Origin of the sequence: Nonomuraea mangrovi (assembly GCF_042681425.1) — a bacterium.
GTDB classification, from domain to species: Bacteria; Actinomycetota; Actinomycetes; order Streptosporangiales; family Streptosporangiaceae; genus Nonomuraea; species Nonomuraea mangrovi.
The window spans coordinates 21,818-38,524 of the sequence record NZ_JBHUFV010000061.1; the positions used below are offsets into that span (position 1 = coordinate 21,818).

General features: G+C 73.6%; 11 protein-coding genes. 6 read left to right on the forward strand and 5 right to left on the reverse strand.

Annotated features, from left to right (window positions below; genetic code table 11):
- Positions 1-9: 9 nt before the first annotated feature.
- Positions 10-948 (reverse strand): S-methyl-5-thioribose-1-phosphate isomerase, encoded by a 939-nt coding sequence (gene mtnA / locus ACFSKW_RS38985; protein WP_379578688.1) that lies wholly within the window; start codon positions 946-948, stop codon positions 10-12.
- Positions 949-1,041: 93 nt separating this feature from the next.
- Here mtnA and ACFSKW_RS38990 point away from each other — a divergent pair, with 93 nt between their 5' ends.
- Positions 1,042-1,707 (forward strand): NAD(P)-dependent oxidoreductase, encoded by a 666-nt coding sequence (locus tag ACFSKW_RS38990; protein WP_379578690.1) that lies wholly within the window; start codon positions 1,042-1,044, stop codon positions 1,705-1,707.
- Between the two features lie 107 nt (positions 1,708-1,814).
- Here the strand turns inward: ACFSKW_RS38990 and ACFSKW_RS38995 are convergent, their stop codons facing one another.
- Positions 1,815-3,647 carry a CASTOR/POLLUX-related putative ion channel gene (locus ACFSKW_RS38995; protein ID WP_417629464.1) on the reverse strand — a complete coding sequence of 611 codons (1,833 nt, stop codon included), beginning with the start codon at positions 3,645-3,647 and terminating at the stop codon, positions 1,815-1,817.
- A 117-nt stretch (positions 3,648-3,764) separates the two neighbouring features.
- Here ACFSKW_RS38995 and ACFSKW_RS39000 point away from each other — a divergent pair, with 117 nt between their 5' ends.
- From ACFSKW_RS39000 to ACFSKW_RS39010, 3 genes are read left to right on the forward strand one after another with little or no spacing between them, the layout of a single operon-like run.
- On the forward strand, positions 3,765-4,448 hold the full coding sequence (locus ACFSKW_RS39000; protein ID WP_379578694.1) for a GntR family transcriptional regulator: 684 nt from the start codon (positions 3,765-3,767) through the stop codon (positions 4,446-4,448).
- Positions 4,449-4,458: 10 nt separating this feature from the next.
- Positions 4,459-6,030 (forward strand): serine/threonine-protein kinase, encoded by a 1,572-nt coding sequence (locus ACFSKW_RS39005; protein WP_379578696.1) that lies wholly within the window; start codon positions 4,459-4,461, stop codon positions 6,028-6,030.
- Between the two features lie 43 nt (positions 6,031-6,073).
- On the forward strand, positions 6,074-7,192 hold the full coding sequence (locus ACFSKW_RS39010) for a DUF5925 domain-containing protein (protein ID WP_379578698.1): 1,119 nt from the start codon (positions 6,074-6,076) through the stop codon (positions 7,190-7,192).
- A 71-nt stretch (positions 7,193-7,263) separates the two neighbouring features.
- Here the strand turns inward: ACFSKW_RS39010 and ACFSKW_RS39015 are convergent, their stop codons facing one another.
- The 3 genes from ACFSKW_RS39015 to ACFSKW_RS39025 all read right to left on the reverse strand — a co-directional run bounded on the left by ACFSKW_RS39015 (position 7,264) and on the right by ACFSKW_RS39025 (position 14,060).
- Complete coding sequence (locus tag ACFSKW_RS39015; protein ID WP_379578700.1) at positions 7,264-10,158, reverse strand: hypothetical protein; 2,895 nt, start codon at positions 10,156-10,158, stop codon at positions 7,264-7,266.
- Positions 10,155-12,608: a hypothetical protein gene (locus tag ACFSKW_RS39020; protein ID WP_379578702.1), complete on the reverse strand. Its 2,454-nt coding sequence runs from the start codon at positions 12,606-12,608 to the stop codon at positions 10,155-10,157. The genes ACFSKW_RS39015 and ACFSKW_RS39020 overlap by 4 nt, the downstream gene beginning before the upstream one ends.
- Positions 12,609-12,710: 102 nt before the next feature.
- Complete coding sequence (locus ACFSKW_RS39025; protein WP_379578704.1) at positions 12,711-14,060, reverse strand: SWIM zinc finger family protein; 1,350 nt, start codon at positions 14,058-14,060, stop codon at positions 12,711-12,713.
- A gap of 97 nt (positions 14,061-14,157) precedes the next feature.
- Here ACFSKW_RS39025 and ACFSKW_RS39030 point away from each other — a divergent pair, with 97 nt between their 5' ends.
- Entirely contained in the window at positions 14,158-15,231 is a 1,074-nt protein-coding gene (locus ACFSKW_RS39030) for a C39 family peptidase (RefSeq protein WP_379578706.1), read from the forward strand.
- Positions 15,232-15,363: 132 nt separating this feature from the next.
- On the forward strand, positions 15,364-16,632 hold the full coding sequence (locus ACFSKW_RS39035; RefSeq protein WP_379578708.1) for a M20/M25/M40 family metallo-hydrolase: 1,269 nt from the start codon (positions 15,364-15,366) through the stop codon (positions 16,630-16,632).
- Positions 16,633-16,707: the final 75 nt, after the last annotated feature.

A 16,707-nucleotide genomic window follows, 5' to 3' on the forward strand; every position in this document is an offset into this window, starting at 1 on the left:
TTGGTCTGGCTAGGGCCTGAAGACCCGCCGGTCCGTAACGATGGCGGAGATCAGGTCGTGGGGCGTCACGTCGAACGCCGGGTTCAGCGCGCGGGCGCCCTCGGGCGCGATGCGCACGCCCCGGACGTTCACCACCTCGTCGTCGCCCCTGTCCTCGACCTCGATGTGCTCGCCCGAGGGGGTGGCCGCGTCGATGGTCGTCTCGGGGGCGACCACGATGAACGGCACGCCCGCGCGCTCGGCGCCCAGCGCGAGCGAGTAGGAGCCGATCTTGTTGGCGGTGTCGCCGTTGGCGGCGATCCTGTCCGCGCCGATCAGCACCGCGTCCACCCCGCCCTTGGCCAGCAGGTACGGCCCGGCGGAGTCGGCGACCAGCCGGTACGGCGCGCCCATCCGCTCCAGCTCCCACGCGGTGAGCCGCGCGCCCTGCAGCAGCGGCCTGGTCTCCAGGGCGAGCACCTCGGCCAGGCGCCCCCGCTCGTGCAGGGTCTGGATGACGCCCAGCGCGGTGCCGCGCTCCACGGTGGCGAGAGCACCGGTGTTGCAGATGGTCATGACGCGCAGCCTGTCGCCTTCGAGCAGGTCGGCGCCGCGCTCGCCCATGGCCACGCAGGCGGCGATGTCCTCGTCCCTGATCCGCTTGGCCCTGGCGAGCACCGCCTTGCGTCCCTCCTCGAGGTGCGCGGCGGCCTGGTCGACGCCCCATGCCAGATTGGCGGCGGTCGGCCTGGCGGCACGCAGGCGGGCGATGGCCTTCCTGTCACCGTCGGCCAGCACCACGCCGAACGCCCCCGCCACGCCAAGGGCGGGGGCACCTCTGACGGCCAGGCGCCGGATCGCGTCGACGAGCTCGTCCACGGTGGTGATGCGCAGCTTGACCAGCTCGTCCGGCAGCAGCGTCTGGTCGATGAGCTCGATGGCCCCTCCGACCCAGTCGATCGTCCTCACACGCGCACGGTACCAATCGCACGGACGGTCACATTTCACATCGGCCGATCGTCATGGAGATGAGCCACGATTCGACAGAGGAGCAGGACGACCATGAGACTCGCCATCATCGCCGCCACGGGCGGCGTCGGCAGGCACCTGCTGGAGCAGGCCGTCGACGCGGGGCACGACGTGACGGCGGTCGTCCGCGACCCCGCCAGGCTGTCGCGGCCCGTCAGCGCGGTGAGCGCCGACCTTTCGGCGGCCGGCCCCGCCGGGCTGGAGCCCGCCTTCGACGGCGTCGACGCGGTCGTGTCCTGCCTCGGCCCCCGCTCGGGTTCGGAGGCGGGCGTCACGTGGCGCGGCACCACGGCCATCACGCTGGCGATGAAGGCGACGGGCGTCAGGCGCCTCGTCGCGGTCAGCGCGGCCCCCGTCGGGACCGTCGCGTCGCCCGGCCGCCCCCACCCGCCCCGGCGCGACCCCGGCGACGGGATCGTCATGGGCGACCTGCTCTACCCGGTGCTGAAGGCCGTCCTGCGCAGCACCTACGCCGACCTGGCCAGGATGGAGGACGTCCTGCGCGACAGCGGCCTCGACTGGACCGCCGTGCGGCCCGTGCGGCTGACCCACAAGCCGCTGACCGGGACCTACAGGACGGCCTTCGACCGCAATCTGAAAGGCGGCAGGTACATCTCGCGCGCCGACGTCGCCCACTTCCTGCTGAGGGTCGTCGAGCGGCAGGACAGCGTCGGGAGGAGCGTGGGAATCGCCTACTGATCAGGGCACGGCGTGACGGCGGGGTCCGGAGTCCCGCTGGAGCGCGCGTGGACGACGGGCGGCCACCGGTGACCCCGGTGGCCTGGGCCCGGCCCGCCGTACGGGATCTAGCGCTCGGACAGGACGATCACCGAGTCGCCCGCGGCGAGCGTCACCGGCTGGTTCTTGCCCGGGTTGAGCACCACCCCGTAGTGCGGCGCCTGGTTGATGCCGGACGCGAGCCGGTAGCCGATCGCCGTCTCACCTCGCCGTCTGGCCGACTCGATGACGGTCGAGAACGACACCCGCGACCCCGGCGTCACGTACGACGCGGCGGGCCTGGGGTAGATCTCCGAGCCGCGCGAGTCGAAGAGGTAGCCGAAGACGTCGGCCAGGTGCCTGTTCTCGGCGAGCTGGGCCAGCAGCAGGCCGATCACCGTGTCGCTGATCACGATGTCGTCGGCCTCGGTCACCTCCGCCAGCGAGCGGTTGTTCTCGTCGTGCATCTCGCTGACGATCGAGTACCGCTCGCCCGTCGCCGTCTGCATGTCGCGCAGCTGCAGCAGCGTCATCAGCGTGCGGGTGTCGGCGTGCTGCGGCTTGAACCTGTCGTCGGACAGCACGATCACGTGCTGGTAGAGGCCGACGCCGAGCGCCTCGAGCGCGTACCTGTCGGTGGTGTCGCACTCCTTGACGTTCACGGTGAGGTTGCGCAGGCCGCTCAGGCCCGTGCCGGCCTTCGGGTGGTCGGCCGCCACGTCCAGCACCGAGCCTGGCGCGACGTAGCCGTCCAGGTAGCGGACGATGTGCTCGGCGCGGGCGTTCCAGTTGAGGATGAGCGTGCGCTCGGTCTCCGGCGGCACGGCCTGCGCCGTCGCCATGTCCTTGTCCGAGTACGAGGCGGCGCCCGAGGCGAGGTGGATGAGCGAGTCGTCGTGGGCGATGACGATGACCTGGTCGTCGGCGCCGATGACGGTGTCCATGGGCGGGTTGAGCACGACACCGGAAGGGCGGCGCAGGCCGATGACGGTCGCCGTCTCGTAGGCGTGCAGCGCCTCGCCGTACGACTGGCCGGTCAGCGCGGCGTCGGAGCGCAGGTAGATCTCGCCGCCGTCGAAGTTCAGCAGGTCCATGCAGACCACGGACATGCCCGACTGCCGGGAGGACTGGACGATCAGGCGGGAGGCGGTGTCGTCGGAGTCGACCAGGTGGACCTGGCTGCCGCCGGCCAGGCGGGCGGCGGCCATGTTGCGGCTGGAGGTGAGCGAGGCGACGACCGGCGGGTGGTCGCCCGCGCGCTTGGCGAGCGCCAGGAGGATCTTGATGACGTGGGCGTCGGGGTCCTCGCCGTCGGGCGACAGGACGACGATGGAGCGGGCCCGGCCGAGGTTCATCAGGCGCAGGTCGCCCGGTTCGGTGGGCCGTCCCGTACGGCAGACGAGCCTGGTCCTTCCGGTGTCGCCGATGCGCTCCCTGATCTCCTCCTCCATGTCGAGCTTGTCGCGGTCGGCCATGACGGCGATGACCGAGCCGCGCTGGCTGGCGTGCGCCTTCACCAGCTCGCCGACGATGGTGAAGATCTGGTCCGACCAGCCGAGGACCACGGTGTGACCGCTCTCGGCGACCATCGACCGGCCCCTGCGCAGCCGGTCGATCTTCTGCTTGAGCCCGTTGGACAGCAGGCCGACCAGGATGCTGACGATGAAGATGCCGGCCAGCGAGCCGATGAACATCACCGCGAGGAAGGCGGTGCTGCCCTTGTCGCTGGCGACCTTGCTGGGCGTCATCGCGTGCATGAGCGCCAGCCACAGCACCTCGCCGGGGCTCGAGCCCTCCGGCTCGTCGGTGAGCCAGACGGTCATTCCTGCCACGACCAGCACGATCGCGACGGACACCACGGCGAGCCAGCCGATGAGCGAGGCGGTCCCCTTGGACATGGTGTTGTCGAACCAGTAACGCATGCGCTCGCGCACAGACACCGATTACCTCCCCGTGAATGAACCTCGACCAACGGCAAAAGGTACAGGGGCTTTCATGCGACGAAAAATCATGACCGAGGGGGCGCTTACCCTTGTCCCGTGACCACCGCGAACCTGGCCTACGAGACGCTCAAACGACGCATCGTCGAGATCGAGCTGCGCCCTGGCGAGCGGTTGATCGAGCGGGACCTCGCGGCCGAACTCCAGGTGTCGAGGATCCCGCTGCGCGAGGCGCTGCGGCGACTGGCAGCCGAGGGCCTGGTGGTGCTGGTGCCCGGCAGGGGCGCGCTGGTCAGCCCCTTCACCCCCGACGACGTGCGCGACCTGTTCGACGTACGGGAGAGCCTGGAGGCGCTGGCAGCGCGACTGGCCGCCGAACGGGTCGACGCCGAAGGGCTGGCCAGGCTGCGCTCGTGCATGGAACGGGCCGGGGAGGCGATCGCGAGCGACGACAGGGCCGGCATCGCGGCCGCGAACGCCGACTTCCACCACGAGCTGGTCTCCCTCTCGGGCAACGCGCTGCTGGCCGACCTGATGCGGCCGCTGGACGCCCGCCTGCACCGGCTGTTCCGCCTCACCTCCGACCGCGATCCCGGACGGCAGAGCCAGGAGCACGCCGAACTCTACGAGGCGATCGCGGCGGGCGACCCTGCCAAGGCGGCGGCCTGCGCGCTGCGCCACGTCGCCGACGGCAGGCAGGATTCGCTGGCCATGGCGCGCGGCTGGTCGGTGGAGGACATCGACCCCATTCAGGCCACTCATTCGCGGCGCAGGGCTCGGTAGTGTAGCGCTCGTGCTCACCCCCCTGACGCCTGACGACCCTCTGGAGCTAGGCGGGTTCAGGCTGGCCGGCCGCCTGGGCGAGGGTGGCCAGGGCGTCGTCTACCTCGCTCACGACCGCTCGGGCAGGCCCGTGGCGGTCAAGCTGCTCACCCACAGCGACCCGGAGACCCGCGCCAGGCTGGCGAGGGAGCTGGCCGCGCTGGAGAGCGTCGCCTCCTTCTGTACGGCCGCCGTGCTGACTGCAGGGACCGAGGGGCGCCGCCCCTACGTGGTCAGCGAGTACATCGATGGCCCCTCGCTGTTCGAGCGGGTGCGCGACGGGAGCCCGCTGCGCGGCGGTGACCTCGAACGCCTCTTCGTGGGCACGGCCACCGCCCTGGCCGCCATCCACGCGGCGGGCATCGTGCACCGCGACTTCAAGCCGTCGAACGTGCTGCTCGGCCCCGACGGGCCCCGAGTGGTCGACTTCGGCATCGCCAGGGCCGAGGGCTCCTCGACGCAGACCTCCGGCCTCATCGGGACGCCCTCCTACCTGGCACCCGAGCAGATCGGCGGCTCTCCCGCGTCGTTCGCGTCCGACGTGTTCGCGTGGGCGGCGACGATGGTGTTCGCGGCCACGGGGGTCACGCCCTTCGGCGCCGACACCGTGCCCGCCGTCCTTCACAGGGTGCTGCACACCGAGCCCGACCTGTCGGCGTTGCCACCCCGGTTGCGGGGCATGGTGGCGGACGCGCTGGCCAAGGATCCGGGGCGGCGTCCGTCCGCCCGGACGCTCATGATGTCGCTGGTCGATCCGCGATCGGGTCCCGCGCGGGCCCCCGCCGACGCGCCCCCGCCGAGCGGCCCGCCGAACGCTCCCGGCACCGCGCCCCCGCCCGGCGGCCCGCCGTACCCTTCCGGAGGCGCACCCCCGCCCGGCCCGCCGCACCTTTCCGGGGGTGGCCCCACGGATCCTGGGCGGGCGTCGCTGACGACCCAGGGCGGCGCGCGGCGCGGCCGGCGCGGCCTCCTCCTCACGGCCGCCGCCGTCACCGTGGCCGCGCTCGCCGGCGGCACGATCGTGCTGATCAACCTGCCCAGCCTCAAGACGGCCGATCGGGGCGGCGCCTCGCCCACCGCCTCGTCTTCCCCGACCGGCCGGCCGTCCCCCGCCGAGCCGGTCTCGTCCACCGGCCCGACCCCGTCGACCGGCCAGGCATCCTCGACCGGCCAGGCCTCCTCGCCGCCGGCGTCCCAGCACGCGCAGGAGCTGAAGATCCCCGCCGCCTTCGCGGGCCGCTGGTCGGGGCACACCAGCAGCACCAACCCGCTGGACCCCGACGGCGCCGACAACACCGTCGTACTGAGGACCGGCGCGAGCACCGCGGCGTGGACCGAGAAGGACGCCCAGGTCGCCTGCGAGGAGGACATCAAGCTCACCAAGGTCGAGAAGACCAGGCTCACCTTCGAACTCACGCAGCAGAGCGGCTGCGTCCCCGGCACGATCGAGCTGAGCCTCGGCGGCGGCGTGCTGCGCTACCTGTGGCGCGACGTCCCAGGTCTCAACATGGTTCAGCAGACCGGAGACCTGCGCAAAGGCTGAAAAGCAGTCGACGCGGGCGGGCGGAGTCTGGATCATTGACGGCATGTCCGTGCTGAAGGAGGTCCGCTTCCCCGCCGCCGCCGAACTGCCGATGAACATCTGGGTCGACGACTCCGACTCCGCCGTCGACATCGTCGACGCGCTCGCGCTGTCGCCGTTCGCGACGGGCACGCAGCCGTGGGCCCGCCTGGCCAGCCTCGAGCGGGTGCGCGCCGAGGCCGCCCTCACCCCGCCCGACGGCCGTCTCGTGCGTACCGCGCAGGAGGAGGACGGCTCCGACGCCCGCCTGTTCTGCGGGGACGGCTGGACGCTGCGGGTGGTGCGCCACCGCAACCGTTGCGCCACGGTCAGCGTCACCGCCGTCAGCGAGGAGCTGGCCCGTTCGGTGCTGGCGAAGACCACCGAGGGCGCGGTCGAGCCGCCGCCGGAGACCGACCACATCGAGATGGGCTTCTGGTGGTTCGGCCCGCACGGACCCCGTCGCTCCGACAAGCCCATCACCTCGCCGTCGTGGGAGCAGATCAGCGGCAACTACTCCGCGCGCGTGCGCGAGGCCGTGGGACGGGTCATGACGGTCACGCCCGCCGAGGTGAGCGGCAGGCTGCTCCTGCTGCACGGGCCGCCAGGAACCGGCAAGACGTCGCTGCTGCGGACCCTCGCGAGAGAGTGGCGGCAGTGGTGCCAGGTCGACTGCGTGCTCGATCCCGAGCGGCTGTTCAACGACCCCGGGTACCTGATGGAGGTCGCCATCGGCGACTCGGGCGAAGACGGCGAGCGCTGGCGGCTCCTGGTGCTGGAGGACTGCGACGAGCTGATCAGGGCGGGCGCGAAGGAGGCGACGGGGCAGGGGCTGTCGAGGCTGCTGAACCTCACCGACGGCCTGCTCGGCCAGGGGCGCGACGTGCTGGTCGCGATCACCACGAACGAGGACCTGGCCCGCCTGCACCCTGCGACGGTCAGGCCGGGCCGGTGCCTGGCGCAGGTCGAGGTGGGGCCGCTGTCGCGCGAGGAGTCCGTGCGGTGGCTGGCCGACGGCGGGGCGGAGGAGTTCGCCGGCCAGGTGGGCGCCGACGGGGCCACGCTCGCGGAGCTGTTCGCCGCCCGCTCCGGCCGCGCCACCACCCCTGCGGCCGCCCCCGACACCCCCGGCCTGTACCTCTGACCGACCGCCACCCTCGAGAGCCGCCCTCGTCACCGCTCGGGTGAGGGTTGCGGCGGTCCGGTCCGAACGGTTCAGGCGGTCAGGGTGGTGTGGAGGCGGCGGGATTCGGTGACGAACCGGCTCGACCCCCTGCCCGACGCCACCGCGGCCAGCCCGCGGATCTCCCCGCGTGCCCCCGCCCACCCGGCCACCAGCCGCGCCCGCTCGATCAGGTGGGCCAGACCGGCCCTGGGGCGGGTTCCCGCGACCGGCAGCAGCAGCGGAAGCAGTTCGGCGAACACCTCCCACACCTGCGCGTGCGCGCCCTTCCTCGCCGCCGCCTCCAACGCGTCGGCGACCGCCCTCAGCGACACCTCTCCCCCGTCGATCAGCTCCATCAGCCGCCGCCCCAGCGCCGAGGAAGGCACCGCGCCCATCGCTGCCAGCCGCCGCAGCGCGGCCACCGCCTCGTCCCTGCTTGTCGCGTCCACGAGCGCCCCGGCCAGCAGGACGGCCGTGGCCGGCCCCGCGGGTCCGTCGGCTCGCACGATCGCCTCCAGCCACCGCCCGGGACCGAGCGGCCACCGCGAGGTCAGCCTGGGGACGAGGTGCGCCGCCAGCACCTCCCGATGCGAGGGCAGCATGCCAGGCCACCAGTCCATCGCCCCGACGACGAAGGCGTCGTGCCAGGTGCCTCTGGCGAGTGCGTCGATCTCCGGCAGTCCCGTCGGCTCCCCTTCCAGGGTGCTCACCAGCCGGTGCGTGGGGTCGTTCCAGTACAGCCGGCTTCCTGAGACCACCGTGGTCACCGTGGAGAGGGGGTCGGTCAGGCCGCCGCCGGCCAGCCACGCCGCCGCCGTACGGCCGGCCGCCGAGGTGCGCGCCGAGGCGAGCGCCGCGGCCCGCTCGACCGCCCCGGCGGGGATCCGCCTGGGCAGTCTCAGCAGCGCCTGCTGGAAGTCGGCGGGCAGCGGTTCGTGTCCCGCCCCGATCACCGCCTCGAGCCGGTCGAGGAACACCCACGGGTCGAGACGTCCGTCGGACCTGGTCGGCGTCGCGAGCAGCAGCGGCGGCAACGTGTCCTTCCTCAGCGCCTCGTAGACCTCGGCGCAGCGCCGCAGCACCAGCGCGAACGGCGGCGCGGACGCGGAGGCGGGATCGGTCAGCCAGTGCCTCCGCCGTTTGAAGATCCTGCGGGGCTTGACGAGCTCGACGGCCAGGTCGATGAACCACAGCGTCGGCTCGGGCAGCCCGCCGCTGTACCTGTCGTCGAGCTCCGCCACGCTCGCCAGGCCCGTCCTCAGCCCGGCCCTGTCGCTCGCCGCGAGCCTCACGAACCCGGCGAGGAACCGTTCGGACGCCGCCCATCCCGGCCGGTGGAGGGTGGCGGCGAGCGCCTTGGGCGTCGAGGGGAGGTCGGGGAAGTCGTCCATCACGGGCAGCGGCGGCAGGCCCGCCGGCGTGAACGGCTCCTCCGGCACGATCTCGCCGCCGTACCCCTCGGCCAGCCGTGCCGACAGCGATGGCGGGAGCAGCTCGCCCGCCGTTCTGATCGTCTCGGCGGCGAGCGGGCCGAAGCGCGCGGCGTGCTTGAGCGCGACCCGTGTCGCGTGCTCCTGGACGGCCCGCGACTGGTGGCCCAGCGCCATGGCCAGCGACGGGACCAGCTCGTCCGCCCGGTCCCCTGCGTGCTTCATCGTCCGGTCGAGCCAGGACAGCCCGCTCCTGACCAGGCCGCTCTCGGCCCTGAACAGCACGGCCTCCAGCGCCTCGGTGACGGTGGCGGGGTCGAGGTCGGCGGCGCGCAGGTGGGTGAGCGCCACCTCGGCGGCGGGCGCCGCGGACGAGGGCAGCAGCCGCAGGTAGTCGCGCAGGCGGGGCCGGACCTCGTCGGGTGCCGGGGCGAGCGTCTCGTGGAGGCGGGCGAAGAAGCGCAGGTCCTGAGGGGCGCCACCACGCAGGAAACGGCTGACGCACCCGTCGAGCATCAGGCGTCTGGTGGCCGGGCTCTCCGCCGCGAGGTCCCGCAACCCGTCGAGCCACCCGGACCTCGCTCCGGCGCCGTTCCCGAACGTCCCGCCGTCCGCCGCCCCCCAGGAGGAGGCCATGGGCGAGGGTGCCGTGCCGGGCCCGTGCGACCTCACGGGCTCACGGGTGTTCTCGGGTGAGGCTCCGCCTCGGGACACGCCCCTGAAGGACGTCACGCCGAGAGCCGCCGCCCAGGATGTCGCGGCCACGGGCGGGGCGACGGCGCGTGGGCCGGTGGTCGGTGTGAGAGCGGCCGTGGGAGTCGTCGGTGTGAGAGCGGGGGTGGGCGTCGTCGGTGTGGGCGCGGTCGGCGTGGGGGACGGGCCGGCAGGTCCGGGAGGGGGAACGGCGGTGCTGGGTTTGACGTGCTGGAGTCGGCGGCCGACGCCCTCGGCCTCGAACAGCCGCGGCAGGAGCGTTTTCAGGAGCGGGTCGGCGCGCAGGGCCGCGACGCCGTGCGGGACGTCCTCGGCCACCCATGCCACCACCAGTGGATCGTGCGCGGGCGGGGTCGCCCCTGTCCGGCGCAGCAGGGCGAGCGCCAGCGGCACGCCCGGGTCGTCGGCGGCGCGGATCCGCAGGGCCGTCCGGGTCGCCAGGTCCGCGAGCCACGGTTCGCTCCGTGATGACAGTACGTCGAGCAGCAGCTCGGTGTCGTGCAGGACCGCCCATCGAGGAGCGAAGTCGCGCCGGTGCAGCCATGACACCACGCCCGCCGCCCCGCCGATCGTGCCCGCGCCCGCGACCCGCAACGGCGTGACCCGCTCCCCCACCCTGGCGTGAGCTCGAAGGGCGGCCAGATATCCGGGCAGTTCCGCGGCGACCGCCTTCCTGTCGTCCGGGCCCAGCTTCACGACCAGGGCGGCGACGGCGGCGGCGTCCATGCGCTCGATGTGCCGCCGCACCCTGTCCCATGCGCCGTCCCGCTCTCTGTCGGGTGCGCTGATCCATGCGCTCATCGCGTGGCTCCTTCCAGGAGGTGGTGGAGGTCGCGGGCCGTACGGGAGAAGCCGCTGGCGCCCTTGCGAGCGGCCGCCCTGGCGACGGCGGGGAGCGGGCCGCGAGCGCCCGCCCATCCGGCCACCCGTACGGCCAGCCCGAGCGCCTCGGTGTGAGCCGCCTGCGGGCGCTCGCCGTCGCCGGGCAGCAGCGCGGGCAGCAGGCCGGCCAGGACCTGCCACACCTCGCGGTGCGCGCCGGCGACGGCCGCCGTCTCGAGGGCGTCGAGGGCGGGCGTGAGCCTGGCCCTTCGCGTGCGAACCAGCAACGCGAGCTGGCGGCCGAGCTCGGCGGAGGGCAACTCTCCCCTGGCGGCCATCGCCGGCACCGCGTCGCCTTCCTGTTCGGTGAGGAGGACGGCGAGCAGCAGCGCCGTCCCCTCCCCCGCCGGCCCTTCGGCGACGGCCAGGGCCGTCGCGTTCTCGGCGCCCGCGTCGCTCCACCGGTTGAGCACGTACGGCAGGCAGTGCGCGGCCACCACGTCCCGGTCGGAGGGCAGGACGGAGGGCCACGACGCCAGCCGTTCGCCGTGATCGCGCAACGGGTATGGCGTGACGCCGGTCATGAGGAGGTCCACAAGCTCCAGCCCGGTCGGCTCGGCCTCGACGCGTGGGACCGGCATGCCGCTCCAGTCGATGGTGACGCGGGGTCGCGGCCGCTCGGCGAGCCACGCGGCGGCGGTCCTGCCTGCGGCGGCGGTCAGCGCCCGCGCCCTGGCGACGATCTCCGGCGGAATCAGGCGGGGCAGGCGCAGCAGTGCCTGCTGCAGGTCGGCGTCCATGGCGGCGACCCCCGCGCGCTCGTAGCCCTCCAGGCGGGTGAGCAGCACGTCCGGGTAGAGGTGGCCGTCGGTGACGGTCGGGGTGGCCAGCAGGTACGGCGGAAGCGTCCCCTCCGCGTACGCCGTCCTGATCTCGGCGAAGCGTCGCAGCGTCACGTAGTGCGGCGCCGAGACCTCGCCGGAGTGCGGCATCCGGCCCTGCCGGGCGCCGGGTTCGTGGCCCATCGCGAGCGCCCACTGGTGCTCCCACAGCCACCCGTCCCACGTCCCGCGGCCCGTCCTGCCGCCGCGGGTGAAGGCGTCGCGCAGGGCGCCGGGGTCGTCGGCCGCCTGGCGGACGAACGACGCGAGCCAGGACTCCACCCCCTGCCATCCGGAGTCGGTCTCCAGGCCGCGAGCCAGCGCCGCCGGCGGCAGGGCGCGCGGATGGAACGGCTCGGGTCCGCGCACGCGCGGCAGGATGCCGGGCGTGAACGGGTCGGCGTCCGCGGCCTGGCCGCCGAAGGCCGCGGCCAGCGGCTCGCCGACCGAGGGCGGCAGCAGGGGCAGCGCCGTGCGGATGGCCTCGGCCCCCGCGGGAGAGAAGCGGTCGGCGTGGGCGATGGCCAGGCGGCCCGCCCTGTCCTGAACCTCCCGCGACGTGCAGGCGAACGCGCAGGCCAGCGACGGTGCGAGCGCGTCGAGGCCCGCGAACTCCTCGACCGCCTCGTCCAGCCAGCGCAGCCCTTCGACGACCAGCTTGCGTTCGGGTCTGGACAGCAGGCCGTCGAGCGCCTCGGCGAGGTCTGCGCGATCGAGCCTGAGGCGGCGCAGGTGCCTGAGCGCCAGCCCGGCGACGCCGGCTGGGGCTGTGGGCAGCAGGCGCAGGTAGTCGCGGGCGCGGGCGTGCACCTCGTCGTGGGAGGGTTCGAGCAGTTCGTGCAGGCGGGTGAAGAAGCGCAGGTCGGTGGCCGAGCCGCCGCGCAGGAAGCGGCGGAGGCAGCCGTCGAGGAGCAGGTCGCGGTCGATCGCGCGCTGGTTCTCGAGCACGCGGAGGCTGGCCAGCCAGGTGCCCGCGGTCAGCGGCTCGCTCCGCTCGTGGCGCAGCGCCCTGCCCACGCCCTCCGCCTCGAAGATCCTCGGCAGGAGGGCGGGCAGCAGCGGGTCGTGGCGCAGGCCGTGGGCGCTGGGCGGGCTGGAGATCCAGGCGGCCACGAGGGGGTCGTGCTCCGGCGGGGTGGCGCCGGTCCTGCGCAGCAGCTCGACGGCGAGGGGCAGGTTGCGGTTGCGGACGGTGCGCGCGCGCAGGGTCAGCCGGACGGCGAGGTCGGCCTGCCAGTCGAGCGGGCGCGCGGCCAGGACGTGGAGCAGGAGGGCGGGGTCGGCGGCGGCTCCCGTCCACGGTTCGAGGTCGCGCCTGTTGAGCCAGGACACGACCGCGGCGACGCCGCCCAGCGTGCCGGCGCCGGCGACCCGCATGCCCTCGGTCCACGCGGGCTCGCCGAGCCAGGCGCGCCCTTCGCGCAGCGCCGCCGGTAACTCGGCGGCCACCTCCCTGCGGCCCGCCTCGTCGAGGCGGGTCACCCTGGCCGCGACCGTGGCCGGGTCGCCGGTGCGCAGCGCCGTCCGCACGGCCGCCCAGGCGCTCACGCGACCACCTCGGGCGTCTCGGCGTCGGACTGCACGGCCTGCCAGGCGCTCACGCGACCACCTCGGGCGTCTCGGCGTCGGACTGCACGGTCTGCCAGGCGCTCACGCGACCACCTCGGGCGTCTCGGCGTCGGAACGGGCGGCGATCCTGGCGGCGAGCACGTGCTTGCAGGGCCCTCGCGAGCCGCGGTGGTCGAACCACCACTCGCAGGTGCACGCGCCCTCCCCGATGCGCACCCGTCGCACGCCGCCGGAGGTGGTGACCTCGGCCGTGTCGGCGCCCGTCAGCCGCACCGCGCCCGTCTCCAGCAGGCGGCGGGCCGCGAGCAGCCGGGGGTTGAGCTCGGCGACGTGGACCCTGTCGTAGGGCAGCTCCCTGTGGAAGTGGCCTGCCTCGTGCAGGTCGTAGCCGACCCTGCCCGCCGTGCCGAGCTGGGTGAGCGCCGCCCGTACCCGGGTGACCGGCAGCCCGGAGCGTTCGGCCAGAAGGCCGAGTTCGACGGAGGGCTCGAAGTTGAGCAGCATCCCCACCACGTCGGCGTCGTCGGCGGCCGTGTCACTCGACAGGTCGTCGAGGACCGCGCCCTCGCCGGAGAAGCCGCGGTACGGCTGCGGCGACACGCACAGCGTGTAGCGCATGCCCGGCAGTTCGAGCTCCCACGCGCTGGCCATGTGGTCGTCGGCGGTGGCGGGGCCGTACGCGCGCAGAGCCCTGGCGAAGCGCAGCAGCGGGTGGAGGGTGGCCAGGCGTCCGGCCCCCGCCAGCCGTACCGCGCCGGGGCCGCGGGTTTCGGAGACCCGCAGGTCACGGCCCGCGGGCACGGCCCACACGTCGGCGCCCGCGCGCTTGGGCAGCGAGCGGAGGAAGCGGACGGCCAGCGGCCCCTGCAGCTCCGCGCGCAGATCGAAGCCCGCCGCGATCACCTGCACCTCGGCGAAGCCGCGCAGCCAGCGGGCGGGCAGCGGCACCTTCTTCTCCACCACCGCGCCGTCGAGCGTGGTGACGGCCAGTTCGTCGGGGCCGACGCCGAGGTGGAGCGGGTCCCTGCCGCCGACCCGCGCCAGCGCCTCGCGCAGCGGGCCGTTGACGTCGACGTTGGTGGTGCCCCTGTCGACCACCTCGCCGTCGAGTGCGGGACCGAGCACGTCGAGCCTGGCGTAGACGCCGCCGCAGGCGGAGAACGACTCGAACCTGAGCCGGTCGCCGTCGCAGGTCACCACCGGGTCGCGGGTCCAGCCGGGGCGCGGCTGGTGGTAGCGGGCCATGGCGACGTCGGCCACCGCGAGCAGCGCGGCCGCGGCCGGCGCGGCCTGGGTGAGCAGGCCGCTGAAGAATCGGGGATGGGCCTGTGGTCCCGTCAGCGCCCTTCCGCCGGAGGTGGACAGGCCCAGCTGTCCGTGGGTGAGGGTGGAGGGACCGGCGTAGGAGTACGCCTGCACCGCGTTCGTCATGCCGGGGACGATAGAGATCGTCTCCGACAAAACGGCGGGCCGCGAGTACGTAAACCTTCCGATGCGCCCCACCTGGCCTTCCTCCACAATCGGCCAGGTGATATCCCGTGTCGCCTTCCAGCCCTCCGCGCCGGTCGAGCGCGGCTCCCGCGGCTATCACGACCCGTTCGGCGGCGCGGCGGCGGTCTGGGACTACGCCACCTGGACGAGCCCCGAGGTCGAGACCGGCTTCCCCGCGGCCGAGCTGGTGCCGTCGTGGACGGCGCGCACCCCTGCGGGCAGCTGGCTGGAGGTGGAGCTGCGCGGCAGGACCGCCGACGGCCGCCGCACCCGCTGGTACGTCATGGGCAGGTGGGCGGAGACGGCCGCCGACATCCGCCGCACGTCGCTGCCTGGTCAGGGCGACGAGGACGGCGACGTGGCCGTCGACACCCTGGTGGCCAAGCGCCCGCTGGTCGCCTACCAGGCGCGGGTCACCCTGTACGGCACGGGCGCGAGCGTGACCTCCTTCAGCGTGATGGCCTCCGGCTCTCCGGCCCCCGTACGGCCGACGCCTCCCGGCAGGGCGAGCGGGATCGAGCTGCCCGTTCCCGCGCTCTCGCAGCGGGTGCACGCCGGCCACTACCCGGAGTGGGACGGCGGTGGCGGGTCCTGGTGCAGCCCCTCCTCGGTGACGATGGTGCTCGGCTTCTGGGGAAGGGGCCCGTCTGCCGAGGAGCTCGCGTGGGTCGATCCGGCCGATCCGTGCCCGGCCGTCGACCACGCGGCCCGCGACATGTACGACCACAGCTACCAGGGGTGCGGCAACTGGCCCTTCAGCGTGGCCTACGCCGGGCGGTACGGTTTGGACGGGTTCGTGACGCGGCTGCGCTCGCTGGCGGAGCTGGAGCTGCTCATCGCCGCGGGCATCCCGGTGATCACCTCGCAGTCGTTCAAGGAGCACGAGCTGCCCGGCGCCGGCTACTCCACGACCGGTCACATCATGGTCGTCACCGGATTCACCGCCGCCGGCGACGTGATCGCCAACGACCCCGCGACGGAAGGCGTCCGGCGGGTCTACCCGAGGGCGGCGTTCGAGAACGTCTGGCTGCGGGGCTCGGGCAGCGCGGGCATCGTCTACGTCCTCCACCCGCCGGAGGTCCCCCTTCCTCCATCCGACGGCAACTGGTGATCCATGAGGGTCATCACGACGAATGGGGTTGGAGTGGAGTACGGCGGGCGGCGGGCGTGGCTCGCGCGCGACGGACGAGCCTGGACCGAGACTGTCGCCGCCTCCTGCTGAAACGACCTTTGTGGGGATGATGTGAAGAGCGTTGCCGAGATCTGCTCCGACCTGATCAGGTTCGACACCACCAATCCCGGCTCGGGCGAGCGCCCGGCCGCCGAGTACGTCGCCACGCTGCTGGCCGACGCGGGCCTCAAGCCCGTCGTCTTCGAGTCCGCGCCACGGCGCACCACGGTCGTGGCGCGCGTCGAGGGCGACTCGCCCGACGCGCTGCTCGTCCACGGCCACCTCGACGTGGTCCCCGCCGATCCCGCCGAGTGGCAGATGCATCCTTTCTCCGGCGAGATCGTCGACGACTGCGTGTACGGCAGGGGCGCGGTCGACATGAAGGGCTCGTGCGCGATGACCATCGCCACCGTGCTCGACCTGCAGGCCAGAGGGGTGCGGCCGAAGCGCGACCTGGTGCTGGCGTTCCTGGCCGACGAGGAGGCGACCGGCGACTACGGCTCCCGCCACGCCGTCACCGAGCACCGCGAACTGTTCGACGGCGTCACCGAGGCCATCAGCGAGTCCGGCGGGTTCAGCGTGACCTCGGGCGACGTCAGGGTCTACCCGATCGCGGTCGGCGAGCGCGGCACCTCGTGGATGGAGCTCACCGCGCACGGCGTCGCGGGCCACGGGTCCAGGCCCGCGGTCGACAACCCGGTGGCCACGCTGGTGCACGCCCTGTCGCGGGTCGCCTCCTACCAGTGGCCGGTGCGGCTGACGCCGTCGGTCGCCGCGCTCCTGGAGAACCTGTCGGAGGTCATCGGCCGGCCGATCGACCTCGACCGCCTGGACGAGGAGGCGGCCCGGCTGGGGGCGCTCGGCACCCTGTTCAAGGGCCAGATCCGCAACTCGGCCAACCCGACGATGCTGTCGGCCGGATACAAGGTCAACGTCGTGCCCTCCACGGCCTCGGCCCACGTGGACGGCCGCTACCTGCCGGGGTTGCAGGAGGAGTTCCTCGCCACGATCGACGAGCTGCTCGGCCCGAAGATCACCCGCGAGTTCGTCAACCTGGAGGACGCGCCCGCCGCCCCGTACCCGTCGGCGTTCTTCGACGAGCTGGGGGCGGCGCTGGTGGCCGAGGATCCAGGGGCGCGGCCGGTGCCGTACGTGATGAGCGGGGGCACCGACGCGAAGTCCTTCGCGAGGATCGGCATCAAGGGGTACGGCTTCGCGCCGCTGATGCTGCGCCCCGACCTGGACTACTTCGGCATGTTCCACGGGAAGGACGAGCGCGTGCCGGTGGAGGGCCTGGAGTTCGGCACCCGTGTCCTGACCCGCCTGCTCACTCACGCCTGACCGGCCGGGGCGGTCGACGGTCTTCCGGCCGGGCCGCCCCGTTCGTCGTTCGGCCGTCCGGGGCGGGTGCATCCG

Excerpts from the sequence above, each read along its gene's own strand:
- ACFSKW_RS39015 (WP_379578700.1), bottom strand. The coding sequence starts at position 10,158 with ATGAGCGCATGGATCAGCGCACCCGACAGAGAGCGGGACGGCGCATGG.
- ACFSKW_RS39025 (WP_379578704.1), bottom strand. The coding sequence starts at position 14,060 with ATGACGAACGCGGTGCAGGCGTACTCCTACGCCGGTCCCTCCACCCTC.
- ACFSKW_RS39010 (WP_379578698.1), top strand. The coding sequence starts at position 6,074 with ATGTCCGTGCTGAAGGAGGTCCGCTTCCCCGCCGCCGCCGAACTGCCG.
- ACFSKW_RS38995 (WP_417629464.1), bottom strand. The coding sequence starts at position 3,647 with ATGCGTTACTGGTTCGACAACACCATGTCCAAGGGGACCGCCTCGCTC.
- ACFSKW_RS38990 (WP_379578690.1), top strand. The coding sequence starts at position 1,042 with ATGAGACTCGCCATCATCGCCGCCACGGGCGGCGTCGGCAGGCACCTG.